The following is a 23,763-nucleotide window of genomic DNA, read 5'->3' as shown; positions in this document are numbered from 1 at the left end:
TTCCGATTTTATTGCAGGAGTTGGTTATGAAAAATCAATACAAACTCAAACCTGTTGCTTTAGCGGTTGGATTAGGGTTGTTTGCGTCTGTTCCGGCAGCGTTAGCTCAGCAAGCCGACGAAGCTGAAATTGAGCGTGAATCGACGATTGAAGAAGTGGTGACAACGGGCAGTCGTTTGCAAGGTAGTGCAGCCGCTGTGGTTGAAGAGCGTAAGAATCAGGCTTTTGTGGCTGATATCCTGGGCGCTGAGCAGTTATCTCGTTCTGGTGACAGCGATGCGGCTTCGGCCTTGCGCCGAGTAACCGGCTTAACCTTGGTTGATGGTAAATTTATTTATGTCCGTGGTCTTGGTGAACGTTACTCCAGTGCCCGCATCAATGGAGCCAGCATACCCAGTCCGGATTTAACCCGTAACGTGGTACCGCTGGATATTATTCCTTCGACCATTATTGAAAGTATGGCAGTACAAAAGGTGTTTTCACCTTCAATGCCTGCGGCTTTTGGTGGTGGTAATATTGATATCCGTACGCGCTCTTTACCGGATGATTTTGTCTTTAGTGTTGAAGCGGGCGTTGGCATGAATAGCAACGCAGACGAAGGTTATACCTATAACCGCGACGACAGCGGTATCCCGGCAGGCATTCAGGAAGCCATTGGCCGCTACCAGGGCGACTTTAGCTTGCGTAACATTATTAATACCGATGGTCTGACTGGTACTGGAAACAGTGCGGGTAATCAGGCTCGTGAAATTAATGCCTCGCTAGCGAAGCAATTGCCACGTGATATGGTGCTGAAGAAAGAATCGTTAGATCCGAACATGGATTTAAAGGCGACCTTAGGTAACAGCTTTGACGAGTCATTCTTTGGTGGAACCATAGGCGTATTAGCTGCGGCGTCTTATGACAATAACTGGAACTATTCCGAACGCCAGAATGCGGTTATCAGTAACAACGCCACAGCGGATTGTTCAACGTCTCTGGAAACGGTAGAAGACATCTCTAAGTCTTGTTACAACACCTTTTCAGAAACCTCAGTAACGACAGAAACTGAGCGCATGAACGGTTTTTTCACCGCAGGCTATGAACTGGATACGCACAGTGTCAGTTATACCAAAATTTATCTTGAAGATTCAGAAGACGAATCGGAATTTGGTATTAAACAAAGCCCTAATGGTAGTAACCTGAAAACTATTATTGGAACGGGTCTTGCGAACCGTGAGCACGAGTTTAAATATGAAGAGCGTGTACTGGATGTGGATCAGTTCCGCGGACAACATACCTTCATGGATTACTGGGGCATTGGTTTTGACTGGCAGTATACGGAGTCAAAAGCTGAAACAGACATTCCTACGGAAGTTTCGTACCGTTTTGATGATAGATATGACGCTGACGGTAACTTTACAGAAACTCGCGTAACCGGTGACGATAACCGCGCTGTTTTCCAGTTTGTCGATATGGAAGATAACGTTAAGTCATACGGCGGTAACTTCTCATTGCCAATTATGCTGTCAGGTATAGAGCTTGAGTTAAAAGCAGGCTATGACTTTGTTGATAAAGCCCGTTATTACAATACCAGTAGTTTTAGTCTCGATAATGGATCCGGTTCGGGCTTTTCCGTTCTTGATGATTTAGACGACAAATTAGGGCTAACGGGTTATTTGACGGATGATGTTATTGACGAAAATAACTTTCGCCTTACTTTCCGCGAGCCCAGTGCACCAAATGCAGATGATTATTTAGCGGCTCAGAAAATTGATGCCTATTACGGTGAGTTCGACGCGATATTCGATAACACTTGGCGCGTAAGTGGTGGTGTCCGGTATGAAGACTTTAAACAAGTTTCTCTGGCGACATCGAGCTTGATCTTTAGTGAACAGGATCTCAATAATTACTTTAATCCTGAGCGGGTGATTAATAGCACGATTGCCGAAGATGACCTTTATACGGCTTTATCTCTGACTTATATGACCAGTGATAATTACCAACTGCGTTTTGGTTATGGCGAAACGGTTGTGCGCCCAGATTTACGTGAAACTGTGCCGGTGGCTTATTATGACCCGGTAACTGATATCCGTACCTTCGGAACCGCAGGTTTAGAAAGCAGCGATTTGCGTAACTACGACGCACGCTTCGAGTATTATGCAGACAATGGCGACAACTACACCATTGCGGCGTTCTATAAGGATATAGAGAACCCAATTGAGTCGATACTTCAAGTCGGTGATGAAGAGTATACTTTGAGCTATGTTAATGGCGAATCTGCGGAAGTTTATGGGGTTGAGCTTGAGTGGCTGCACGATTTAGGCTACCTGGCGAACGGTTTCTTTACCTCTGGTAACTTAACCTGGAGTGACTCTGAAGCTTCGATTGATCCGGCTCTTGCGGGTAACTTAACCAACCGCACGAAGCGTATGACCGGTCACTCTGAATACGTTGCCAACTTCCAGTTGAACTACGACTCAGCTAACGGTGAACACGCCACTTCGTTGGTCTATAACGTGTTTGGTGAGCGTATCATAGCGGCTGGTATCGGTGGACGTGAGGACGCTTTCGAGCAACCATTCCATTCACTGGATCTGGTTTATAACTATTATCCGAGCTTTAATTCCAAAATCGGCTTCAAGGTGAAAAACATTCTTGGAGAAGATCAGGAAGTGACTCAGTCGGATATCTTAGTTCGCAGCAAAGAAGTTGGAACCGAAATTAGCTTAAGTTACAGCTACGAGTTCTAATTTGGGGTAGCCTGACATTTATGTCAGGTTCAATATCCCTCCTGACGTGAACGTCAGGCTACATAGAAGTAGCCTGGCGTTTTTTTATGGTACCTACATCATTAGGTCATCTTTATCTCTAGTGGTTTCAACGTATCTAAATGCACATCGCGTTGCGGGAAGGCGATAACAATATCGTTTTCAGCGAATATCTTATCTATTTTAAAGCGTATGTCGGACTGTACTCGACGAATATCCATCGGCGCTTCAACTTCTGTCCAGAACAGTAAATTGAAGGTTAAGCTGTTGTCACCGAAGTCATCAAAGAAGACTTCAAAAGGCAGGCGCTGAACAATTTTTTCGTGTTGACTGGCAGCCTCCAGCATGAGTTCGCGAACCTTGTCGATAGGCGAGCCATAGGCAACCCCAACGGTGACTGTGCTGCGTATTTCCGTCGATACCAGTGTCCAGTTCACTACCCGCTGCTCAAGGAAATAACTGTTTGGAACCAGCACATGCACGCCGTCAAAGCGTTTGATGCGAACACAGCGGTTACCAATTTCTTCAATGCGGCCACGCTCGTTTTCTAGCTCAACAATATCGCCGATGCGAATAGGTCGCTCGGCAATTAAGATCATCCCGGAAATCAGGTTGTTCAGCAGGTTCTGAGCACCAAAACCGACACCAATGGCTAATGCACCACCTAAGACTGCAAATATGGTTATTGGGATACCCGCAACTGGTAAGGCAATGAGAACAATAAGTACATAAGCCAAAAACGAGAACAGCTTACGAAAGGCATAAATGGTGTTTTGAGAAGCGTGCCCGGACTTTAAGGCACGTTTGACCAGACTGGAGCCTATCCAGCGTATGACAATGACGCCAACAATAATCAGCGAAATAGCAATAATTACCTGGCTGAGGTAGATTTGGGCATCTCCGGTTTTCCACAACTCGACATTCCAGATTCTATTTAAACCAGAAGAGATGTCTGTCCAGGACATTTGCATAATCTATTTACCTATTAGAATGAATCTTTCTTTGTAATTTACGCGAAAAACACGTACATTGCGCGCTCAATTTTTACCCTATTATCCTGGATGTTGAATACGTGATTTCTGCTGCAAATATCACCATGCAATTTGGTGCAAAGCCTCTTTTTGAAAATATTTCTGTTAAATTCGGCAACGGTAACCGCTATGGCCTGATAGGCGCTAATGGCTGCGGTAAGTCGACCTTTATGCGTATATTAAGTGGTGAGCAGGAGCCTTCTTCTGGCAATGTGTCGCTGGAACCTAATATTCGCATCGGTAAGTTGCGTCAGGATCAATTTGCTTACGAAGACTACAGTGTGGTTGATGCCGTTATTATGGGTCACGAGGAGCTGTGGGCGGTAAAGGAAGAGCGTGACCGCATTTATAGCAGTGGCGAAATGAGTGAAGAAGACGGCATGCGTGTTGCCGATTTGGAAACCGAATTTGCCGAAATGGACGGTTATACAGCCGAGTCCCGTGCAGGCGAATTGTTGCTGGGGCTGGGTATACCGGTAGAGCAGCACTTTGGTTTGATGTCGGCGCTGGCTCCGGGGGTAAAAATTCGGGTGTTACTGGCGCAGGTTCTGTTTTCTGAGCCGGATATTATGCTGCTGGACGAACCGACCAACAACCTGGACATTAATACCATTCGTTGGTTAGAGGACGTGTTGGCGGAAAAGCAAAGCACTATGATCATCATTTCGCACGACCGTCACTTTCTGAATACGGTTTGTACGCATATGGCCGATATTGATTACGGTGAGTTGCGCGTGTATCCGGGCAATTACGACGAATACATGTTTGCCGCCACTCAGGCGCGTGAACAGCTGATGAGCGATAACGCCAAGAAGAAAGAGAAAATAGCGGAGCTGCAAAGCTTTGTCAGTCGTTTCTCTGCGAATGCGTCGAAAGCCAAGCAGGCAACCTCACGTCAGCGCCAAATGGAAAAAATTCAGCTGGACGAAGTGAAAGCGTCCAGCCGGGTGAATCCGTACATCCGCTTTACTCAGGAAAAGAAACTTTACCGATTAGCGCTTGAAACCGAAAACGTACGTAAGAGCTTCGAAGACGAAGCGGTATTAAAAGGTCTGAGTACCTCGGTTGAAGTGGGCGAAAAAGTCGCCATTATCGGTGCCAACGGTATTGGTAAAACGACGTTGCTGAAATGCCTGATGGGCGAATATACGCCGGACTCAGGCAGCATCAAGTGGTCCGAAAATGCGGCGATAGGCTACTACGCGCAGGACCATGCCCACTGGTTTAAGCAGGAAATGACCGTGTACGAGTGGATGTATCAGTGGAAGAAGCCGGGCGACGACGAGCAGGCTATTCGTGGTGTACTGGGTCGTATGTTGTTTTCCTCAGACGATATCCAAAAGCCGGTATCGATTTTATCCGGTGGTGAAAAAGGGCGGATGATTTTCGGTAAACTGATTTTGCAGCGCCCGAACATTCTGGTGATGGACGAGCCGACGAACCATTTGGATATGGAATCGATAGAGTCGCTCAACCTGGCGCTGGAGCAGTTCGAGGGTACTTTGCTGTTTGTCAGCCATGACCGCGAATTTGTGTCGTCACTGGCTACTCGTATTATCGAAATAACCGACAAAGGCTTACGCGACTTTGCCGGCAGTTACGATGAGTACCTGGCGCAGTTGGCTGCCGCTTAACGCTGCACCATTTTCTGGGCGCTCTTGACCAGTTCGTCAGGGTCGCCCATACGCTCTGGCTTTGTTACGCCACGTTGGCAGGCAGGACGCTCGCTAATGGTGTTCATCCATCGCTTTAGGTTTTCCAGGCCGTCAAGGCTGACACCGGACCAGTCGTGGGTACGAACCCAGCACCAGTTGGCAATATCCGCTAACGAGAAGTTGTCACCCGCTAAGTATTCAGACTCGCCTAAACGTGTGTTCAGCACTTCAAATAGCCGCCGGCTTTCATTCTGATAGCGCTCAATGGCTGAGGGCAGTTTCTCCGGAAAATAACGATAGAAGACATTGGCTTGTCCCATCATGGGGCCGATGCCTCCCATCTGAAACATCAACCACTGAATCATACGTGACCGTTCTTTCGGGTCTTTAGGGTTGAGTTTGTCGTAGGTTTCCGCCAGGTACAGCATAATAGCACCGGACTCAAACACCGCGAAATCATCGTTGTTTTTATCGACAATTACCGGAATGCGACCGTTAGGGTTCATTTTCAGAAACTCCGGGCGTTTTTGCTCGTCGTCCTGCAACTGAACATGATGAAGATTATAGTCCAGCCCCATTTCTTCTAGTGTGACCGTGGCTTTATAACCATTGGGGGTTGCTGATGTGTAGAGTTCAATCATGTGTATCCCTTAAACCTTTGATGAGTCGCGCTCTTTCATACGCTCGTACCAGGCTTTTAGATTAGGCCAGCGTTCATCGACACGCAGCTGAATCACCTTGGCAAAGTCGACCGTGCAAAAGGCGTTAATGTCAGCAATGGTAAAACGTTCCAGCGCAATGAACTGATGCTCGGCTAAGTGCTTATCCAGAAAATCTAAGAAGGTCAGAACTGCGGCATGATTAACATCACCCCACTCTTTAATGGGTGTCATGCGATGTTTGAAGTAGTCGGTGGTGTGCTGAAAACACATGCCAATCGGAAAAAATAAATAAAAGTCTACCCAGCGGTTCCACTGTTCGATAATAGCCTGCTCTTCGGCGGTATTGCCTAATAAAACTTCAGAATTTGGGAAGGCACTCTCAAAATAGCGACAAATTGCCATGGTTTCGCCAATGCAGGTGCCGTTGTCGAGCTCCAGTACCGGCACTTTTTTCATTGGGTTCTTTTGCTCAAACTCCGGCGTTAGGTTCTCGCCTTTAGACAGATCAATTTCAATACAGTCGACCTTATTCAGGAGCCCTTTTTCCGCGAGAAACATCCGTACCCGCCGCGGGTTGGGCGCTTTTGCCATTTCATAAAGTTTCATAAAGCTAACTCCCTTTTAAATTGAGTGTTAGCTTCAATTTACTCCGACTTTAGCGAGATTGAAAGGTGCCTTTTAAGCTGTTTGCAAAGGCGACAAACTTCTCTTTTATGGTGCGTTTCACTTTCACCTCAACCGAACCCAATACCTGGAAACCCTCAATTCGTATATGCGGCGCTTGCTTTAAGTTGCCCATAGACGGGGCTTTATTCTCGGTGGAACCAAGAATGCTAAAGACATTGGTGCTAATGGTGATTTCTTCAGGTACGAAAATTTCAAGACTGGAAAGGCCGCCTATAATTTTTATAGTAACGTCAGGGTGTTGGAATATGGCATCGGTAAAGTCGAGATCGACGGAGCCTAACAGAGAATAGATAGTGATTTCACGCGGTACTGTCCATACACCGCAACGTTCGTTGGAGGACAGAATGGATACGACATTTTCCGTTGGTTGGACACGCCCCTCGCCGTAATGTGGCGAGAACTGCTGTTCTTTCATGCTGTCGTATGAGGTGTCAGGTTTAAGCTCCAGATCCTCTACCAACTCAGCAAGCTGGCTATGTGCGGTTGCATCCATGGCTTGATCAAGACGGCGTTCAAAGGCTTCTGCCGATAGCTCACCGTGGCTGTAATTCATAACCAACTGGTCGATGGTTTCTTCGCGGACTTTTTCTATTGGGCGATCTTCAAACTTTACACTCATGATGGTTCCTTGTTGTTCTTATCTTCTTATTATGGACAACAAAGCAATTCTTAGGCCAGAAATAATTAATATAAAAATCAATAGGTTATAATTTCTGTGAAAATTAATCTTTGTGCCTGTCACTAAATATTGGGAAAAACGACCAATTCATACCGGATCAGTTGATCTTCTGTGAGTTATTAACTTAACTAAAACCCAAGAAAACCAAGTTATTTCAGACGGATACGACCATGAATAAACTCCCTTTTGTTGTTGATGCCCATACCCACCTTTTCAACGCTCGTTATGTGCCTTTGCAGGGCATTCTGGAGAGTTGGGGTATTTGGAAATTACCGGCAAAGTTAATTAGTAAACTGGCGTATGCACTAACGGCCAGTTCTACCTTAAAAGAGCGGCTAGAGTCATTTTCAGTTGCAACGAAAACAGGAGCCACAGAAAAAATCTGCAACGAGTTTGCCCATCTGGTTTGTGTTGAAATAGAGCATTACTTACCGGGAGAGTTAAGGGAAGAGAGCAGTAGCAATCCGGAGTTAGCGAAAGCTTACCAGGAGAAATTCATTAATAGTGAGTTGTATTCGGTTCTGAGAGAAATACATCAGTATTACGGTGACAGTGAATCGGCCCGGGAACTGGAGTTAGATTACATAGAAACAAAATTGACTTTCAAGGCAGAAATGCAGGTTCAGGATAAGCTATCGGGTTGGTTCTCCGGCATTCACAAAATGATTGAGCGAATGCTGCGCAGGTCATTGGAATTTTTAGAAGACGCCGCGGACAAAATAGATTTTGTTTTAAATATGCTGCGCAGTGAAGTCGGCATACTTAAGCGGTTAAAAGGCTATTACGGCAACTTTGCGGAAAATTATGTGCTTTTTCATTACATGATGGATATGGCCCATCCGTTTGATGATAACCCCAAGTATGAGTTTTATGATCAGCAGTTAGAGCGCATGACGGCGTTGGAGAATTATTCAGAAGGAATCGTGCTGGGGTTCTCCGCCTTTGATCCTCTGCGGTTTGTTTCTCAGTCTGCCACTGATCGCGTGCTTCGAGATGCCATAGAGCGCTCGTTAGAGCACGGCAAAGCGGGATTCAAGTTTTATCCTCCTATGGGTTACAAGCCGGCGGGTAATGAACCTCCGGTTGAACGGGTTGTTGATTACTTTCTGGATTTTTGTGTGGAGCATTCCATTCCGGTTTTCACTCACTGCACGCCGGAAGGCTTTCAGGCCTATAAAGGTTCAGGATTAAATTCAGACCCGGATTACTGGGAGCAGGCGCTGACAAAAACAGAGCAAAGGAAAACAATGAGACTCTGCTTTGGCCATGCCGGTGGCGGAAAGCGAAAAATGAACGGGCGCTGGGTTAAAGGTTGGCTGGCAGAGACAGAAGCGGAGTGGAATGATCCGAATAACTACGCTCGTAAAGTTGTTGAGCTCTGTCGGCGCTACCCACATGTTTATTGTGACTTGTCTTACCTGCACGAAATTGTCGGCAGTAAGAAAGCTCAGGCGAGTCTGGCCAAACGGCTTGAAATTGAACTAACGCGTGAAGCCACGACTGACAAGCCTTTTAAGCTGGCTGACAAATTAATGTACGGCAGCGACTGGCATATGGTGTCTATGGTTAATGACATTGAAGCCTATTTTGGGCAAATAAAGGACATTTTTGAAAAGCAGAAAATGCAGCCTTTTGCCGATAAGTTCTATTTTAAAAATGCACTGAGGTACGTTGATTTAGAGGCTTATATTAAACGTGCGGAGAATGTGTTTAGTCAGGATTACATTGCACGGTTGAAAGAAATTCGGACGAATTTGATGTAGCCTGATGCTATTAAATCCGATGAATGCTCAATTAATAAGAGGAATGTTTATGACCCATGGGGTAGGGGTTGCGCGGGCTGAGGAAGCTCTCAGCGCTTTGGAAAATATGACCGCAGGTGTTCAGCCTATTGCTTTAGAAGAATACCAGCAGCGTGTTGCTAAGGCACAGAAGCTGATGCGGGAACAAGGCATCAGTGCGATGTATTTAAACGCAGGTACTAACTTAGAGTATTTTACCGGTTTGAAGTGGTATCCCAGCGAGCGCTTAGTTGGCGCTATTCTTCCGGTTGAGGGGAACGTCACCTTAATAGCGCCTGCGTTTGAAGTCGGCTCGTTAACCCAGGCAATGATACTGCCCATGGATACGGTTTTGTGGGACGAACATGAATCTCCCTATGAACAGTTGCTGGCGTTTTTAGCAGAGCATTTTTCTAATGGCTATAAACTGGCGTTGGATGAGTCCACGCCATACAGCGTTGTGGCAAAGCTGGAAGAGCGTAAGCCAGCCGAAACAATGTGTGACGCAAAAGTCATTACCGCTGCCTGCAGAATGCATAAGTCGCCCGCAGAACTGGCGCTCATTCAGGCCGCAATGGACATGACCATGGCAGTACACAGAGCCACCGGCGCTATGCTTCGTGAAGGCATCACAGCATCGGAAGTCAGAGCGTTTATTGATGAAGCGCATCGCAAGGTGGGAGCGTCCGGGTCGTTTTTCTGTATTGTTTTGTTTGGCAAGGGAACCAGTTACCCGCATGGCGTTAATTACGAGCAACGCTTAAAAAAAGACGACTGGGTTCTTATCGATACCGGTTGTAAGTTGCATGGGTATCACTCTGATATCACTCGTACCTACGCCTTTGGCACTGCAACTGAAGAGCAACAGACGTTCTGGCAGTACGAACGTGATTTGCAGCAAGCGGCTTTTGATGCGGCTTATATTGGTAAAACCTGCGAATTTGTTGATGACGCCGTTCGCGTTAAATTAAAAGAGCAGGGCTTGCAAGCAGACTATCAATTACCGGGTGTGCCGCACAGAACCGGGCACGGCATTGGCATGGACTTGCATGAATGGCCGTACTTAGTTGGCGGTGATAAGACTGTGCTGGCGCCGGGAATGTGTTTCAGTAATGAACCTATGGTGATTAACCCGGAGAAGTTTGGTGTGCGCTTGGAAGATCACTTTTATATGAGTGAAGAAGGTCCCGTGTGGTTTACCGAACCCTCTCGCTCAGTGGATGATCCGTTTAACCTTCTATAATCGGCGACATGGGGCATAACGTGAAACGTCAGGCTCCATGCTTCATCTGCTTTTTTAAATTGACAATCCAAACTGCTTTATAAATACTGGAAAACAGATTCTAAGCACGGAGCGCGGCCTATGCACAACTTGGAGAATTTCACGGTGCGCTGTCTTAAGCCGCTCGTTTGGCTTACCGTGTTTTTGGTTTCGTTCTCCGCGGCTGCGCAAAATCCAAACCCCGCCGCGCGGGATTACACAGGTTTGGAGATCGCGTTAGAAAATCAGTTAAAGAACATTTCTGATGCCGAACAGTATGCCGCCAAAATCCAGTCGCTCACTCAGGAATACGCACCGCACTCGCTACGTGAAAAAGCCTATCTCGACTATTTAGCTTGCGTAAATAATATTGAAATTAAATCCGCTAGCTATTCTTCGAAGGCAACGATTGTTGAACAAAAGAATTTTACTTTGGCCGATTACTTGTGTGAGCAGGATAAATTCAGTAAGGCTGGAGAATCAGGGAAAGCCTTTGACCGCGTGCTAGTCGCTTATTTAATGCAGTCCGAAGTATCATCTGCACCTCTAAGATATTTATCAGCTTTTTTATACGCAAATGAGTCGCTCCGGAAAGGGCGTCTTGCTCAAGGTATTGAAGCAACCCGCATTATGTTAGCGATAGCCAGGGAAAACCACTTCCAGCATCTACAAAGTTCTACTTACTCCATTCGGGCGTTGCTTCAGGCGGATCTGAAGGATTTTGAAAGCGCTTTGAAGAATATTGACCGCGCGATTGAACTTGCAGAGACCAACTATGACCGTTCCAACCGCTTATTGGATAAAGGTTACATTTTAAGTTTTGCAGGACGCAATGAGGAAGCTATAGCGCTTTACGATGACTTGCTGAAACTTGAGTCTAGCCAAGGGGACTATGAGTTAAAGCTGATCGTTTGGAGTAACTTGCATTATATATACGCGAATACAGGGCAGTTAGAAAAGAACCTGGCACTCACTGAGGACATGTTGAACCTCGCAAAAGACAAGGCCAGCCAATATTATGTAGCCGCAGCTAAGATGTCACGAGCGTATGCTTTACTAGAAGCGGGGCAGTACGAAAAAGCATCTAAGCTATTTAAAGAGGCGGACCAATGGTATCTGGAAAACGGTTATGACTTAAGAACGGCCGAAGGGTACGAGGACTGGGCCGTGTTACTGCAAGAACAGTCTTACTCTCAGGAGGCTTACGCCTATTTAAAGAAAAGTGTTGAACTGTACCGTGAACTTGAAAGCAAAGATGGTCACTCCGAAAACGATACGATTGAAGCATTACTCGAAGCTGAACAAAAGCAACAGGCTTTGGCTGAAGCAGAACAATCCATTGCTTTCATGGAAGCACGGCAAAAAGCTCAAGCCCAGTTGATTGCTGCGATTGTTATCAGTGCTTTACTGATTTTAGCAATTGGTTTATTCGCTCACTTCAGACTTAAACGATTAAACCGCGCGCTGGACTCTGCCAATGCCGCCCTGGAACACGAAAACCACCATGATCCACTAACCGGTGCCCACAACCGCCGGTATTTTTATCGGTTTTTAGAAGAGGAAAAATTACGAAAAGACCGCACACAAGCGTTTATCGGGCTTATCGATATTGACCACTTTAAAACACTGAACGACACCTATGGCCACGATGTTGGTGACGAGGTACTGCAAATACTGGTGAAACGTCTGAAGTACGCGACGAAAAACGATGACAAAGTGATTCGTTGGGGCGGTGAAGAGTTTCTTATCTATTTGGCTGTCAATGGCTCTATTGACGAAACGCGCTTGGCGTTACAGCGTATTATTGCTGAGGTTAACTCGCAGCCGTTTAGCGTTGGACAGCAGGTGCTTGGCGTAACCATCTCTATGGGGTTTAAAGTTGTAGAGTTAAGTGCAGATATTCATCATGAAGTAAAACAGGTGGATAACTACCTTTATCAAGCGAAACGCGAAGGACGGCAGCGAGCGATTGGTCAATTCAATGATCAATTATCTTTAGAACAAATATAAGCAGGACTCGCGTTGCTAGCAACATTGATGAGACAAGTGGTACAAAATTGGCACAATCGGGGAAACAAAAAAGCCCCGCTGTTTCCAGCGGGGCCTTGCAATATGTGGTGCCGGAGGCGGAATAGAACTGCATATGTTACGTGTTGATTTATAATGGTTTTATAAATAAAAAATAAATAAGTGTTACAACCCGTGTTACTAAGTATTTATTTTACAACATTCCGGCTTGATTAGGTGCTAAGGGTTTATAACCATATCGAGCATTTGGCGCGTCGGCCGATCTGATGGAGTGGTAGATTAACCGAATAAACCGATGGTCAGCTTTTCTTGATGATTACACTTCCCTACAACAATGATGTCAAATCGAACTATAGACAATGTCCATAGGAAGGCTACCTAGCTTTGGGTGAAAGTGGTATGGTATCTTCCAAAATAAATACAAAAACACCTCTTCATACTGTTCAATTTGAGCTTGGTAAGCCGGTTGCGAGAAACGATAACCTCTATCTCAGGCTGCCTTTGCCAATAGAGCTATAAGGAATCGTCATGCCGACGCTGGATTTTAAGGGAAAGCAATTCGTATATTCACATCACCTGAGTGTACCATTTCGTGAGATTAAAGTAATTCCAGAAAAGTCACTGCCAGAGGAAGGCAAGAAGCCAAGCCTTGATAACAACCTGATAATCCATGGGGATAACTTGGAAGCGCTAAAAGCGCTTTTGCCAACTCATGCCGGTAAAGTTGACTGCATATTTATTGATCCGCCATATAACACAGGTAATGAAGGATGGTGTTATAACGACAACGTTCGTTCCCCATTGATGCAAGAATGGCTCAAGAAGTCTGCAAATCCTGTTGATGGCGAAGATATGGAGAGGCACGACAAATGGCTTTGCATGATGTGGCCAAGACTACAACTATTAAAGGAGCTGCTATCTGATACAGGGGCTATTTTCATGACAATAGATGATCATGAAGCTAATAGGCTAGAAGCTATTGGAGAGGAAATATTTGGCAGCGAAAATAATCTCGGGCGCATAGTCGTAAGACTAAACCCTAAAGGTCGACACCTTGACCAGTTTTTAGCTAAAACTCACGAGTATGTTTTAGTATTCACCAAAAATATTCAGCTAGCGCAGTTGTCTGGAGTCGACAAAGATGAGGATATGTTAAGCGATTATGACAAGGAAGATGAGAACGGGTTATATCGCCATATCGAGTTAAGAAATAGAAATTCCGCATTTAATCCTGATACGCGGCCAAAGCTTTATTATCCAATTTATGTGAATCCAGAAACTAAGCGAGTATCCCTCAAGAAGGACGATGAATTTTGTGATGAGGCTTTGCCTTTGGATGGCTCGGGGAGTCCAACGTGTTGGACATGGGGAAAGGTAAAATTTGAACAAGAGAACCATCTTCTTGTTGCATCTAAGACTAGAGAGGGACACTGGCGTGTTTTCCGTAAGGACTACTTGAATAAGGATGGTAGTGAAGTAAAAACCAAGCCAAAAACAATCTGGCTAGATCCTGATCTGAATATGGATGAGAGCAGAAAGGTGGTAAGTAGGATTTTTGGAAAGAATATCTTTGACTTTCCAAAGCCAGTGCCGCTGGTGGAAAAAATTTTGCAGATGGCAACGAGCAAGAACTCAATAGTATTAGATTCATTTGCAGGGTCTGGCACAACAGCACATGCTGTTTTGTCTTCCAATGATAAAGATAATGGAAATAGGAAGTTTATACTCATTGAGTGCGAAAATTATGCTGATGAACTAACCGCCGAGAGAGTAAGGCGAGTTATGAATGGCTATCCCTACCAAGGAACAGAGAAGAAAGAGTTATATTCTGAGTCAATTACTTGGTCCCGGTTTCAAAAAAAGCAGCCGAAAATTATAGAAGAAATTAGCAATATTGAAGCTCAGAACCAATCAAATTTTGACAAAATCAATAAATCTTTAAAGGATGGGCAGCTCATTGTGACTGGTGAGCGCAAAGTTGAAAAAACTGCAGCAGGTCTCGGTGGTAGTTTTGCTTATTGCTCATTAGGTGAACCTATTAGAGTTGAAAGTTTATTGAGCGGTTCTGGCATGCCGTCATTCGAGTCTCTCTCTCGTTATGTCTTTTATACTGCTACAGGGAAATCTTTGCAAGAGGTTGCAAAAGTTTCGGCTGATGGGTTTATTGGGGAGACCGATCTTTTCCGAGTTCATTTGTTCTACCGACCTGAAGCCGATTGGCTTCGTTCCAATGAAGCTGCTCTGAATGCAGAAAAGATAGCGGCTATTACTAGCAATAATCCAACCAAAAAGCGCACTATAGTTTTTGCTGTTGCTAAGTTTATGAGCCAGAAGGAATTGACAGAACACCGGATTGAATTCTGCCAGCTACCTTATGCTATTCACAGAATAATGGGGGCTTAGGATGGAGTTCAAAGATTACCAGAACGGCGTTCTTGATAAGCTAGACTACTACATTGACAAGCTTAAGGCCTCAAAAGAGCAGGCTGAAGCGTTTGTTGAATTTCAACAAGCACGAGGCCAACATGCAACGACCTCCGATTATGCAAAAGATGCCTGGGACGCTTTAGTTCATGAACGCCGAATTGATTTCATCCAAGCAAAAAATGGGGCTCTTAAGCCAGCCCCTTATATTGCAAGGTTTGATGGACTAGACCGACCAATCCCCAATGTTTGCTTTAAGGTCCCGACCGGGGGTGGAAAGACCTTGCTTGGAAGTGCGGCTATAGAACGCTTGCAGATTGATTTATTCACTAAGCAAACGGGCATGGTTTTATGGGTAGTACCCTCTGATTCAATCTATAGACAGACATGGAAACAACTGGCCAATAGAGAACATCCGTATCGTCAAATTCTTGAGAGAGCTTCGGGTGGCCGGGTTAAAATGCTTGAAAAAAACGATCCGTTCACCAGGCGTGATGTAGAAGAAAATCTATGCGTGATGCTTCTTATGCTTCAGTCAAGCGCTCGGCAATCTAAAGAAACATTGAGAATGTTCAGGGATAGTGGACGGTTCACTTCATTCTTTCCCACTGAGGATGACTCCATTGCAAACGAACAGCTGTTGAGGAGTGTTCGCAATCTGGACTGCAATGACTTATCCGACTTTGGATGGGCTGAAGGAGTGCAACCTGATTCGGTGTCATTAAAGCACAGTTTGGGCAATGTGCTTCGATTGGTGTCGCCAGTAATTGTTGTCGATGAGGGGCATAAAGCTTATAGCGAAACTGCGAGGGAAACTCTTTGTGGCTTTAACCCTCGGTTCATCTTAGAACTATCTGCAACGCCTAATCCAAATGGGAAATTGCATTCAAACGTGATGGTGAATGTAAGTGGCCAGGCGCTTAAAGATGAGCAAATGATAAAGCTTCCTATCAACGTGGTAAATGATGCTAAGAGTGACTGGAAGGACACCTTATCAGCGTCGTGTGAACGGCTCCAAGAGCTTGATAAAACGGCAAGAGAGTTTGAAGCTGAGTCGGGTCGCTATATTAGACCGATCATGCTTGTGCGTGTGGAACGAACTGGTAAGGATCAAAGAGACAAGGCATTTGTTCATTCTGAAGATGCTAAAGAATTTTTGATAAAGAACCTCGGTGTAGGTGAGAGTGAGATAATCATTAAAACATCAGAGAAAGATGAGCTTGGTGATATAGATTTGCTTAGTAACACTTGCCCGATTAGGTATATTATCACGAAAGACGCCCTCAGAGAGGGGTGGGATTGCCCTTTTGCGTACGTACTAACAGTTCTTTCCAAGATGACTGCTAAGACCGCAATAACGCAGATGATTGGCCGGGTATTACGACAACCTCATACAAAGGTTACGCAGCTCTCGAGTCTCGATGAGTGTTATGTATACACTTATGATCAAGATGTATCCGTAGCCGTTAAAAGCGTTAAACAGGGGCTTGAAGATGAAGGCATGGGAGATGTTGCATCCCAGGTTAGAGAGTCAGGTGGCAAAGGAGGGCAGCGAGAGGTCTTTAGAGAAGTGATCCAACGAAGAGAGAAATTTCGTGAGTTACCTAAGGTTTTTCTTCCGAAGGTATTACATGCCGATTCAAATGAGCTATCAGGATTTCGTTTGTTTGATTATGAACGAGACGTTTTGGGCGAAATTGAGTGGGAAGATCTTTCATACGTCAATGTAGATAACTTTGAACTTTTAGAAGATAAGCTCGAACGGACAATTACTCGAATCGACTACGAAGCTTCTAAAAGTGATCAAACCAAGCTGGACTTCACAGATACAGCACACCATGAAGAGCTCAAATTTGAGGATGGTGCTCAACTGGACTTGCCTCACTTAGTAAGGCAGTTGACCGATGTAATTCCGAATCCTTGGCAGGCAATGCGCATTCTGAAGGAGACACTTACAGTGCTCCATGATAAAGGGGTAACGGAAAAAGCTCTGTATATCAATCGCCTGGAGTTAGTCAAAGAAATTAAGCGTGACTTGAAGAAGCAAGTAACTTTAGTCTCTGAGAAAATATTCAAAGAAAAGCTCGAGCATAGTGAGATTACGCTAAGATTGTTTGCTTCAGATAATGACCGTTTAAATTGGGAACTGGCGCAAACTATTGAAGTCAACGTTGCCGATGGTGATGAAGTATTGCGTCGAAAAGACAACTCCGATCTTGAAAGAAGTCTGTTTGAGAAAGTGTACAAGAACGGATTAAACAACCTTGAGAAAGAAACTGCCTGGTACCTAGATAGGAAAGACTCTGTGTACTGGTGGCATCGGATAGCTGTCAATCAGGCTGAATACAGTCTCCAGGGCTGGCAGCGTAAAAAGGTGTACCCTGATTTGCTTGTCTGCGTAGAAGAGCCTAACACTGGTTCATTCAGATTTTCGATTTTGGAAACCAAAGGTGAGCATCTTAAAGGTAATGATGACACTGAGTACAAGCGAAAGCTTTTCGAGCTGTTAACTGAACACGCTAGAACGGCTGTAGAAGCAGGAGAGCTAACTATTGAGGCTGCTACAGGCGGCATGTCGTTCAAAATGCTGATGGAGGACTCCTGGAGCCAAGAAATCGTATCTGAGGTTAGTTAGATGTGCTAACTCAGACTTGATCTAACCCAGTTGTTAAGGTGAAGTGTCGGACCAAGTCGAGACTAATTCAGGTGACGAGATTTTAATAAAGTAGTCAAAGTTTCTACTGTTTTCTTCATGCTCTCGCAATTTTTACTGCCATGCTTTTAATTAAGGTGTCGCTCATTGTATTGATTGTTTTGTGATCAAAGGTTTCACGGCCAAAGGAGTTAATCATTTTTTCCCGTATAGCAACGGAGAAAGGCTTACCATTTTGTTCAGTGGCGATAGTGGATTGTGCGATAAGTTCGTACTCATCAAAGCAACTGTTCTCTTTGCAGTAGGTATTTGCGGGATCAAGTTCGTAAAGAGCTTCTGAAAGGTACCTGGTAAGTTGTTCATTAGCTTTGTCCATTTGCTCTTCTGCAACTTTGGATGCGAATGTATCGCTGCTTCCGTCTTGTGCTTGCCCATCAGGACCTAATGGTGAAACTCCTAATTGAGCTCTCTTTTCATTTACCTTATCGGTGTATTCCTGTGACATGGGATTGATGCCTCGTTTACGATTTTTTGCTTCTACCGATGAGTCGTAAATGTAATCATATTCTTCGGGGAAGTAGCGACTATGGACATTCCCTTTTACACGGGGTAAAAGCAGATCTTTTAGCGAGCGTTCTTTGTTATTCATAATCAATCCTTATTATTTAAACCGAATAAAAGGGAGGGTTAGATCAGGCTCTAACATCGGCGGCTGATAGAGGCTGGTCAAGGCCAAAACGAACTTCAATTACAGGTTATGTGGTATTTCAGTGGCTTCGAATATTTGCTGCGCCACAACTGATCTTGAGCCTTAGCGCGCAGTTTTGAGCCAATACCTTTAGCAAGCATATTTTCAATGACATTTTCAGGCACGAATACCATATGAGATTGCCCTGCATTTAGAGACAAAGGACACTTGTCGTCTATGTCATAGAGGGAAAGACTACAATGTATCCATCCAATGCTCGATGGCCAGTTTTTATACCTATAAATATGACGCAGTCGCCTCAGAATAGATGGTTCCTCGTACTGATAAAGAAGATCCAAGCCCGCAAGGTGGACGGTTTGAGATGAAGGATTCCGCACCGTTATGTAAACCCCAAAATTATGGGTGTCACCTTTTTCCTCAAGCCCATGCATGAGGTCCACTTTGAGCTTTGGAGTCGCTTTCAATACATTCCAAAAAAAGACGACTGTAGATAAAAATGCGGCATAAGCCGCCAAGATCTCAGTTAATGTCACTGCTTACCATTCCGTAAAATACCGCTAGTACACAAAAAACGACCAAGGCACGCGAGTAGTGCAATAAAAGTTGCTGGTTATGCTTTCTCTCTAGCACCAGTCTTCAAATCCTTTCGAGCAATTTCAATTAGGTCTTTGAGACAGCTATTAGTTACATCCCAGTCAAGTTGCAAATATTCATGCCATGAATCAGCCCTGCCTGCGTCGCTGGTGTCTTGATGATACTTTCTTAGCCTGTCTCTAGCCTCACATCCCAAGAGAAATCCGGCCATATCGGTAGCTCGGTCGATTTCTCGATGCGCTTGAGCGGACTTTGCTCTAAGTTCTTTATCACGTTCTTCAGGCACTTTTCGTCGTTCAAGTTCTGCATCCATATGAACACCCGAGAAAGCTTTTGAGTGATGCAGAGCTTCTATTACATTCTCGTAAGCTGCAGCTCTCCGTTCCCACCATCGTTCCTCACGGAAGCGCTTTAAAGACAAATTAACAGTGATAAAAGCAGTCACGCCGGCAATAACAATGCCCGCTAAAATGCTTGATATGAACTCAATCATTACTTTGACCTCAAAAAATGACGTTTCGAACAAGGTCGTGAGCGAAGCAAGTGTAAGATGCCTGCTGGTGCGCCTTTGATACGAATTGTTACCGTTCGTTAGCAGCCTGATTTTATGGACGATCTGTTTGATTCTGGGAGGCTAGCTTCTGAATTCTATTATTCAATTCACCTTGCTCAATAGTTTTCTTGAGAATTTCGGTGGTCGCAGACTTCTCAGAATCAACTGCCCCTTCCAGAGCAGCGACTAAGCTATGAATCTCTGACAAATCATCTCTAGCTCGAACCAGCATCCTTTTTAGATTTAGATCGGCTTCACCCTGTGGGGCAGGATAAAGACTTAATTGATTTAACCAAGACTGTCTTCTTAGCAATGCTGTGTTACTTATGCCCGCTAATAGATATTGAAGCTCGTGCCTACGTTTCTTTGCCTCATTCATTACACCCCATTGGTAAAGAGCTATACCTGTGCCGATGACACCTACAACGAGGCCAGCAATACCTATACCTAAACCAACTATATCAATTTCAGTCATAAAATTTCGCTCATCGTGACACCTGTTCCTAAGCAAGAATAGTAACGCTAAGTACAGCGACTAACGAACGTTGAGCTTTGTTACTTCGTCCGAAAATGTACTACTTCCCTTGACACCATACTAAACACAACAGACCAACATCGCATAAGTCGGTTTGCTAGGGCCGATATATGAAATCATTATGATATGAAATAAAACAATGAGATATTTCATGATCATCAGCTAACCGTATTTGTTTAGGGTCAATTTTGATAGCCCCATAATCCAGCATAGCGTGATGATTAGGGCACAAACAAATCATATTTTCAATAATATCAGGGCCGTTATGCGGTTTACCAAGAGGTTGTATGTGATGAGCCTCAGCGTATTTTTTGCCTTCCGGCATATTCAGCGCAATTCCGCACAGTTGACATTTATATGAATGAAGGGCTTTTATTTTTGACGAAAGAAATGTATCTCGTATTACACGCGACGTAGTTATATCTTCTCTATCTGGTACCTTAAGGTCACTCGGGATTAAATCGAATATTTTTGAAATATATGATGACCAATCGTGCTTTTTTGACTCAGCGATTTGAGCAGCCCACCACTTGTAATCATCATCGTCCTTTCCAAAAAGATTAAAATATTCTTTTCCTGGTTTCTTGGTTGATAGATTAATAATTATTCCAGTAATTCCAGGCTTATCATTTGATTCAGTCCAATCTGCCAATGAAGAAAGCCCTTGTGATTTAAGACTTTCTCCCCATTTTTCTCTCAGCCGAGGGAGCCTAAGAAGATCATGGCACTCTTTGTAACCAATATAAGTTTCTGGCTTACCTGGTACCACTGTATCTAACTTGCTTATCAGAAGTTCAAGAAGTTGTTTTCCTTGAGAGTCTAAATCCACTGTTTTTCTCCGAGCTATTGTGAATTCATAACATTTTAGAGTATGCGCACGCCCTTTGAAGTTAGTTCAATTAACAGCTGCCAGCTTTTAAAGTTACTGCTCAAACAAGCATTGCCGCGAATAGGCTCTCTGAATGAATAAAGGTAATTTAAGCATGCTCAGCAAATTTTTAACGGCACGTAAGTATTCAGCTTTGATTTTTTTATGTAATTGACATTAAACAACTTAAATACACAACACAATAAAAGAATGCGCAATGTTGCGGATGTACTGGCAGACTAAACCTGTCGCGGTCAGCTAAACCCGAACTCGCTTTTTGAAGAGCCAGTATTATAGGTATCGCTTTAACATTACCTCCATTCGATTCTTGAGCTCTAAGTTGGGCTTCTAATATCCATTCAGAGGCAACCGCATCGCTTAAGCTTAGTAATCCGACACCTTGATTTAATCTTTTATCACGCAAATTGACTCGTTCACGGCTTTTGAGCCTATTCTAGTTTTGGTTTGACAAAATACGGGCAACATAACTGGACTAACTAACAGGGAGATATGGATATCCAGTACCTTTTTGCGTGCCACATTTTGAGCACTAACAGCCGCTCACTCAGCAAAACTTCAAACCTATATCACGGCTGTGCATTGCCAATAATTAAGGAGAGAAGCTATGCACAGATACTTATGTATGGAAAGTTGTTGTTTGCAGGGCTCTGGTCATGATTAATGAGCATGGGCTATTAGCCATTAAAACTGAGCCTGGCAAAATAACTCTCATTGAGAATCCAAGTGTTATTTTGCTACGTGCGGCTGGAAATTATGTCGAACTGTTCTTTGATGATGGACGTTTGCTCCACCGGGCAACATTGCAGTCTATGCTTGGGAAAATGCCTGAATACTTCGTACAAGTTCATCGTAGCTACGTTGTGAATTTAAAACACTTGAAGCACATACAGAGTGAGTTAGGGCGTTATACCGAGTGTATTATGTCAGATGGGCAGCAAATTCCTATTGGCCCCCAATTCAGATCGTTGTTAATGATGAGGCTAGGTCTGCAATCAGAAGACTAACCTTCCATGTCCACCACCTATATCTACTGTTTACTCCCTTATTCGTTAGTGCTCATCACAAATTACCATCAATTATTGCGGCGTGTGTAACCCTCTAGTCTGAGCCTATTCGTGTTTATTCAGTGAGGGTTAGTTAAATGGACGTTCGGGTTTATGGGGTACGTGAGTTACCCGATGAGAAGTTGATGAAGTTGTTACGTGATCACGAGTCTTTTGTTATTGAGAAGGTTCCGCGCAAACATTTTAAAGAGGTTATCAATACGCTGGAAAGGCATATTGAGACACTCGATATGAAGTGCCGAGTTTTTTCAAAGGGACGTAAGACATTGATGGCAGGATCTTTCTTCGGTCCAACAGCAATATGGGGTGTTGCCTCCGCGGCGTTTATGGGGGCTCACAATGTAGCAACGTGGGACCCGGACTATGAAATTGCTAAGAACAGAGTAACTGGTACTTTAACGGTTACCTACAAGAAAAAGGACGACTGAGGGCTCGTAAGAGCTCTCTTTATTTTTTACCTCTAGACTCATTAATACAGAGCATTAGCCACTCGTCAATTTCATCTTCTATCCAACCGCTTGCCCGTCCGCCGAGTAGTATTGGCTTTGGAAATTCACCATTAGCTATGCGTCGATAAATAGTTGAGCGACTGAGCCCAATTTTGTCTTTAACCTCATTCAGACGTATGACCCTCACAGGCTGCTCCTACATATATTTGAGACAGTTAAAGCAAAGCTAGTTTAAGCACCGAGTTTGTGCAAACACTGGGCGCGGTCAAAAACCTAACAGACAGCGTGTTTCAGCGCTCGTATAAGGGCTTTGTCCCTATAAGACAGGTATTAGATTTAAATTTTGGTTGGTTTAACACAAATTAAGCTTCTTTTGGGCGGGTTATGAAAATCTGGGAAAGAATTTATTCCAATGACTGAAAGGAGCGAGTCATGAAGAAAGCGCTATCGATTGCGTTGTTATCCGGGTTATTAGGGGCATGTAGCGATCCAGACCCGCAGGTGAGTATTGAGGCGTGGGAGCATACCAATCGACATACAGGTGGCACATACTTCGTAATTGAGATTACATCGATTGAAGAGCTGGTAACGGTGGAAGACATGCTGGTTAACCGTGGTAACTGCGACTACAGCGATAAAACGCCTTACTCAAGAAAGCCATATCTACCGACTGATCTGAAGTATGGCGAGTCCATTGAGCTTAAAGTCTATGATGACTGTTCGCTGACTGAAATTGAAGTGGTCACTGGAAGTGGCTCTACCGTCGTTAATTACTAAAATGCTTTGGGAGCTTAAGGGCTCCCTAGTGTTATTCGTCCAGTTGAATCTGAAACCTATATTACCGCTGTGCATTGATACATTAATACTTAGGGAATCCATATGCACAAGCAAATACAAAATGATAAGAGCGCTGAGTTCAACTCAGAGCGAGAGTTGTTGAACAAAGCGCATCTCCTAATTCAGTCACGATTTAAACAGGGAGAAGGCTTTACCGAGCCTTCAATGGTTAAAGAGTTCGTCCAGGGGAACTATCAGCAGTGCTCAAAAGAAGTCGCAGGTTTACTGCTACTAGATAGCCAACACCGGCTAATTGACAACGTTGAGTTTGAAGAGGGCGAAGAACTGGCAGCTTCAATGGTGTACCGTGAAGTTCTCAAGGTTAATGCTGCCGCTGTTATTGTCAGTTACTTCTCACCGGCTAAAGAGCTGAGTCACTCTGACAAAGAGCTCGAGTTATCAACGCTCAAGTCGGCCCTGAACCTGATTGACGTAGCACTACTGGACTGCATGCTCGTAACTGATGAGGTCGTCTCGCTTGCTGAGCGGGGGCTATTATGATTGTGCGGCTGTACTGCTAGG

General features: G+C 44.4%; 21 protein-coding genes. 11 read left to right on the top strand and 10 right to left on the bottom strand.

Going from position 1 to position 23,763, the window contains the following annotated elements:
• The first annotated feature begins 26 nt into the window (after positions 1 to 26).
• Positions 27 to 2,732, top strand: coding sequence for a TonB-dependent receptor plug domain-containing protein (locus CWI78_RS03905; protein ID WP_126780465.1), 2,706 nt, complete (start codon positions 27 to 29; stop codon positions 2,730 to 2,732).
• 101 nt (positions 2,733 to 2,833) lie between these two features.
• Here CWI78_RS03905 and CWI78_RS03900 read toward each other — a convergent pair whose 3' ends face one another.
• On the bottom strand, positions 2,834 to 3,721 hold the full coding sequence (locus tag CWI78_RS03900) for a mechanosensitive ion channel family protein (protein ID WP_126780463.1): 888 nt from the start codon (positions 3,719 to 3,721) through the stop codon (positions 2,834 to 2,836).
• A gap of 101 nt (positions 3,722 to 3,822) precedes the next feature.
• Between CWI78_RS03900 and CWI78_RS03895 the strand changes: the two genes are divergently transcribed.
• Positions 3,823 to 5,415: an ABC-F family ATPase gene (locus CWI78_RS03895; RefSeq protein ID WP_126780461.1), complete on the top strand. Its 1,593-nt coding sequence runs from the start codon at positions 3,823 to 3,825 to the stop codon at positions 5,413 to 5,415.
• Here CWI78_RS03895 and CWI78_RS03890 read toward each other — a convergent pair.
• From CWI78_RS03890 to CWI78_RS03880, 3 genes are read right to left on the bottom strand one after another with little or no spacing between them, the layout of a single operon-like run.
• Positions 5,412 to 6,077: a glutathione S-transferase family protein gene (locus tag CWI78_RS03890; RefSeq protein WP_126780459.1), complete on the bottom strand. Its 666-nt coding sequence runs from the start codon at positions 6,075 to 6,077 to the stop codon at positions 5,412 to 5,414. The genes CWI78_RS03895 and CWI78_RS03890 overlap by 4 nt on opposite strands.
• A gap of 9 nt (positions 6,078 to 6,086) precedes the next feature.
• A complete protein-coding gene (locus CWI78_RS03885) occupies positions 6,087 to 6,704 on the bottom strand; it encodes a glutathione S-transferase family protein (protein ID WP_126780457.1) in 618 nt (205 codons plus the stop codon).
• Positions 6,705 to 6,753: 49 nt separating this feature from the next.
• Positions 6,754 to 7,404 carry a DUF1707 SHOCT-like domain-containing protein gene (locus CWI78_RS03880; RefSeq protein WP_126780455.1) on the bottom strand — a complete coding sequence of 217 codons (651 nt, stop codon included), beginning with the start codon at positions 7,402 to 7,404 and terminating at the stop codon, positions 6,754 to 6,756.
• A 230-nt stretch (positions 7,405 to 7,634) separates the two neighbouring features.
• Here CWI78_RS03880 and CWI78_RS03875 point away from each other — a divergent pair, with 230 nt between their 5' ends.
• The 5 genes from CWI78_RS03875 to CWI78_RS03855 all read left to right on the top strand — a co-directional run bounded on the left by CWI78_RS03875 (position 7,635) and on the right by CWI78_RS03855 (position 17,593).
• Positions 7,635 to 9,227 (top strand): amidohydrolase family protein, encoded by a 1,593-nt coding sequence (locus CWI78_RS03875; protein WP_126780453.1) that lies wholly within the window; start codon positions 7,635 to 7,637, stop codon positions 9,225 to 9,227.
• 49 nt (positions 9,228 to 9,276) lie between these two features.
• Entirely contained in the window at positions 9,277 to 10,488 is a 1,212-nt protein-coding gene (locus CWI78_RS03870; RefSeq protein ID WP_126780451.1) for a M24 family metallopeptidase, read from the top strand.
• Between the two features lie 120 nt (positions 10,489 to 10,608).
• Positions 10,609 to 12,516 (top strand): tetratricopeptide repeat-containing diguanylate cyclase, encoded by a 1,908-nt coding sequence (locus tag CWI78_RS03865; protein ID WP_126780449.1) that lies wholly within the window; start codon positions 10,609 to 10,611, stop codon positions 12,514 to 12,516.
• Between the two features lie 546 nt (positions 12,517 to 13,062).
• The gene (locus tag CWI78_RS03860) at positions 13,063 to 14,937 is read left to right on the top strand and encodes a site-specific DNA-methyltransferase (RefSeq protein WP_126780447.1); all 1,875 of its coding nucleotides are present in this window, start codon (positions 13,063 to 13,065) and stop codon (positions 14,935 to 14,937) included.
• Position 14,938: 1 nt separating this feature from the next.
• Positions 14,939 to 17,593, top strand: a complete 2,655-nt coding sequence (locus CWI78_RS03855; protein WP_126780445.1) for a DEAD/DEAH box helicase — start codon at positions 14,939 to 14,941, stop codon at positions 17,591 to 17,593.
• Positions 17,594 to 17,708: 115 nt separating this feature from the next.
• On the opposite strand, the gene CWI78_RS03850 is transcribed toward CWI78_RS03855, so the two are convergent.
• From CWI78_RS03850 to CWI78_RS03830, 5 genes are all read right to left on the bottom strand, one after another.
• Positions 17,709 to 18,260 carry a hypothetical protein gene (locus CWI78_RS03850; RefSeq protein WP_126780444.1) on the bottom strand — a complete coding sequence of 184 codons (552 nt, stop codon included), beginning with the start codon at positions 18,258 to 18,260 and terminating at the stop codon, positions 17,709 to 17,711.
• Between the two features lie 95 nt (positions 18,261 to 18,355).
• Positions 18,356 to 18,853 (bottom strand): hypothetical protein, encoded by a 498-nt coding sequence (locus CWI78_RS03845; RefSeq protein ID WP_126780442.1) that lies wholly within the window; start codon positions 18,851 to 18,853, stop codon positions 18,356 to 18,358.
• 77 nt (positions 18,854 to 18,930) lie between these two features.
• Positions 18,931 to 19,407 (bottom strand): hypothetical protein, encoded by a 477-nt coding sequence (locus CWI78_RS03840; RefSeq protein WP_126780441.1) that lies wholly within the window; start codon positions 19,405 to 19,407, stop codon positions 18,931 to 18,933.
• Positions 19,408 to 19,519: 112 nt separating this feature from the next.
• The gene (locus tag CWI78_RS03835; RefSeq protein ID WP_126780439.1) at positions 19,520 to 19,942 is read right to left on the bottom strand and encodes a hypothetical protein; all 423 of its coding nucleotides are present in this window, start codon (positions 19,940 to 19,942) and stop codon (positions 19,520 to 19,522) included.
• 157 nt (positions 19,943 to 20,099) lie between these two features.
• On the bottom strand, positions 20,100 to 20,831 hold the full coding sequence (locus CWI78_RS03830) for an HNH endonuclease (RefSeq protein WP_126780437.1): 732 nt from the start codon (positions 20,829 to 20,831) through the stop codon (positions 20,100 to 20,102).
• A gap of 713 nt (positions 20,832 to 21,544) precedes the next feature.
• On the opposite strand from CWI78_RS03830, the gene CWI78_RS03820 reads away from it, so the two are divergent.
• Positions 21,545 to 21,895, top strand: a complete 351-nt coding sequence (locus tag CWI78_RS03820; RefSeq protein ID WP_126780433.1) for a LytR/AlgR family response regulator transcription factor — start codon at positions 21,545 to 21,547, stop codon at positions 21,893 to 21,895.
• Between the two features lie 137 nt (positions 21,896 to 22,032).
• Positions 22,033 to 22,383 carry a hypothetical protein gene (locus CWI78_RS03815; RefSeq protein WP_126780431.1) on the top strand — a complete coding sequence of 117 codons (351 nt, stop codon included), beginning with the start codon at positions 22,033 to 22,035 and terminating at the stop codon, positions 22,381 to 22,383.
• A gap of 19 nt (positions 22,384 to 22,402) precedes the next feature.
• On the opposite strand, the gene CWI78_RS03810 is transcribed toward CWI78_RS03815, so the two are convergent.
• Complete coding sequence (locus tag CWI78_RS03810) at positions 22,403 to 22,591, bottom strand: helix-turn-helix transcriptional regulator (RefSeq protein WP_126780429.1); 189 nt, start codon at positions 22,589 to 22,591, stop codon at positions 22,403 to 22,405.
• A 245-nt stretch (positions 22,592 to 22,836) separates the two neighbouring features.
• On the opposite strand from CWI78_RS03810, the gene CWI78_RS03805 reads away from it, so the two are divergent.
• Both CWI78_RS03805 and CWI78_RS03800 read left to right on the top strand, forming a co-directional pair.
• The gene (locus CWI78_RS03805; protein ID WP_126780428.1) at positions 22,837 to 23,181 is read left to right on the top strand and encodes a hypothetical protein; all 345 of its coding nucleotides are present in this window, start codon (positions 22,837 to 22,839) and stop codon (positions 23,179 to 23,181) included.
• A 102-nt stretch (positions 23,182 to 23,283) separates the two neighbouring features.
• Positions 23,284 to 23,742 (top strand): JAB domain-containing protein, encoded by a 459-nt coding sequence (locus CWI78_RS03800; RefSeq protein WP_126780426.1) that lies wholly within the window; start codon positions 23,284 to 23,286, stop codon positions 23,740 to 23,742.
• Positions 23,743 to 23,763: the final 21 nt, after the last annotated feature.

Source organism: Idiomarina ramblicola (genome assembly GCF_003987255.1).
Lineage (GTDB): Bacteria > Pseudomonadota > Gammaproteobacteria > Enterobacterales > Alteromonadaceae > Idiomarina > Idiomarina ramblicola.
Note: the sequence above shows the minus strand (reverse complement) of the source record. Positions and strands in the feature narration are given on the sequence as shown.

Excerpts from the sequence above, each read along its gene's own strand:
- CWI78_RS03890 (WP_126780459.1), bottom strand. The coding sequence starts at position 6,077 with ATGATTGAACTCTACACATCAGCAACCCCCAATGGTTATAAAGCCACG.
- CWI78_RS03820 (WP_126780433.1), top strand. The coding sequence starts at position 21,545 with ATGATTAATGAGCATGGGCTATTAGCCATTAAAACTGAGCCTGGCAAA.
- CWI78_RS03805 (WP_126780428.1), top strand. The coding sequence starts at position 22,837 with ATGAAGAAAGCGCTATCGATTGCGTTGTTATCCGGGTTATTAGGGGCA.
- CWI78_RS03860 (WP_126780447.1), top strand. The coding sequence starts at position 13,063 with ATGCCGACGCTGGATTTTAAGGGAAAGCAATTCGTATATTCACATCAC.
- CWI78_RS03855 (WP_126780445.1), top strand. The coding sequence starts at position 14,939 with ATGGAGTTCAAAGATTACCAGAACGGCGTTCTTGATAAGCTAGACTAC.
- CWI78_RS03865 (WP_126780449.1), top strand. The coding sequence starts at position 10,609 with ATGCACAACTTGGAGAATTTCACGGTGCGCTGTCTTAAGCCGCTCGTT.
- CWI78_RS03800 (WP_126780426.1), top strand. The coding sequence starts at position 23,284 with ATGCACAAGCAAATACAAAATGATAAGAGCGCTGAGTTCAACTCAGAG.
- CWI78_RS03850 (WP_126780444.1), bottom strand. The coding sequence starts at position 18,260 with ATGAATAACAAAGAACGCTCGCTAAAAGATCTGCTTTTACCCCGTGTA.
- CWI78_RS03905 (WP_126780465.1), top strand. The coding sequence starts at position 27 with ATGAAAAATCAATACAAACTCAAACCTGTTGCTTTAGCGGTTGGATTA.
- CWI78_RS03900 (WP_126780463.1), bottom strand. The coding sequence starts at position 3,721 with ATGCAAATGTCCTGGACAGACATCTCTTCTGGTTTAAATAGAATCTGG.
- CWI78_RS03875 (WP_126780453.1), top strand. The coding sequence starts at position 7,635 with ATGAATAAACTCCCTTTTGTTGTTGATGCCCATACCCACCTTTTCAAC.
- CWI78_RS03870 (WP_126780451.1), top strand. The coding sequence starts at position 9,277 with ATGACCCATGGGGTAGGGGTTGCGCGGGCTGAGGAAGCTCTCAGCGCT.
- CWI78_RS03835 (WP_126780439.1), bottom strand. The coding sequence starts at position 19,942 with ATGACTGAAATTGATATAGTTGGTTTAGGTATAGGTATTGCTGGCCTC.
- CWI78_RS03880 (WP_126780455.1), bottom strand. The coding sequence starts at position 7,404 with ATGAGTGTAAAGTTTGAAGATCGCCCAATAGAAAAAGTCCGCGAAGAA.
- CWI78_RS03885 (WP_126780457.1), bottom strand. The coding sequence starts at position 6,704 with ATGAAACTTTATGAAATGGCAAAAGCGCCCAACCCGCGGCGGGTACGG.
- CWI78_RS03815 (WP_126780431.1), top strand. The coding sequence starts at position 22,033 with ATGGACGTTCGGGTTTATGGGGTACGTGAGTTACCCGATGAGAAGTTG.
- CWI78_RS03840 (WP_126780441.1), bottom strand. The coding sequence starts at position 19,407 with ATGATTGAGTTCATATCAAGCATTTTAGCGGGCATTGTTATTGCCGGC.